Consider the following 1,074-nt stretch of genomic DNA (forward strand, 5'->3'; position numbering starts at 1 on the left):
TTCTTATGCAGGAATGTTCCTGACACTGGCACAAGAAAAAGGATACGCCGTTCATTCGAATGTACTGAACAAGTGGAAGCGTTTTCAACGTGCTGCCGCACAAAACTGGCGGATGCCGCAGGATGCAAGCGGCTGGCAACAATGGCAGTCGGAATTGCAACAGGCTTTCCGCTTATATACGCTTGCATTGGCAGGAGTACCGGAATATGGGGCCATGAACCGGATGAAAGAACAGGCAGGATTATCCATTCAAGCTAAATGGAGACTGGCAACAACCTATGCACTGACCGGAAAGATGAAACCGGCTGAAGAACTGGTGTATAATGCAGAAACAACAGTAAGCCCCTACTCTTCCATGAATCAGATTTATGGTTCCTCCGACCGTGATGAAGCTATGATTCTGGAAACACTGATCCTGATGAACCGGGAACGGGATGCTTTGCAGCAGGCAAAAGTCGTTTCAAAGAATCTGTCACAAGAGGAGTGGTTCAGTACACAATCCACCGCTTTTGCTCTTATGGCAATGGGACGTCTGGCTGAAAAGCTATCAGGCACACTGGATTTCGTATGGACATGGAACGACAAACAACAACCTGCCGTGAAATCGGCTAAAGCTGTGTTTGAAAAGGAAATCGCCACCACTCCCAAATCCGGTATGATTGCTGTGAAGAATCAAGGAAAAGGAGCGCTTAGCGTAGACCTTATCACACGCACACAGTTGTTGAACGATACATTACCGGCCATCAGCGACAATCTTCGCATGGATATAAGATATGCCAACCTGAACGGTACACCAATCTCTGTCAATGATATTATACAGGGAACTGACTTTATGGCTATCACTTCCATATCCAATATTAGCGGAACTTCCGATTACACCAATCTGGCACTGACGCATATCATACCGTCCGGTTGGGAAATATACAACGAAAGAATGGTTGCCCCCGAAACGGAAAGCGGAGCAGCCGACGGTTCCGGTAAATCCGTCAGCAAATATAATTATCTGGATATACGCGATGACAGGGTATTAACTTATTTCAATTTGCGTCGTGGTGAAACAAAAGTATTCACTGT

1 pseudogene is annotated in these 1,074 nt (G+C 46.2%); it reads left to right on the forward strand.

What is annotated here, in order from left to right:
• Positions 1-1,074: pseudogene (locus AB5935_RS26135) on the forward strand (alpha-2-macroglobulin); the annotation flags it as partial.

Origin of the sequence: Phocaeicola sp. RTP21198st1_B8_RTP21198_201120 (assembly GCF_040929485.1) — a bacterium.
GTDB classification, from domain to species: Bacteria; Bacteroidota; Bacteroidia; order Bacteroidales; family Bacteroidaceae; genus Phocaeicola; species Phocaeicola dorei.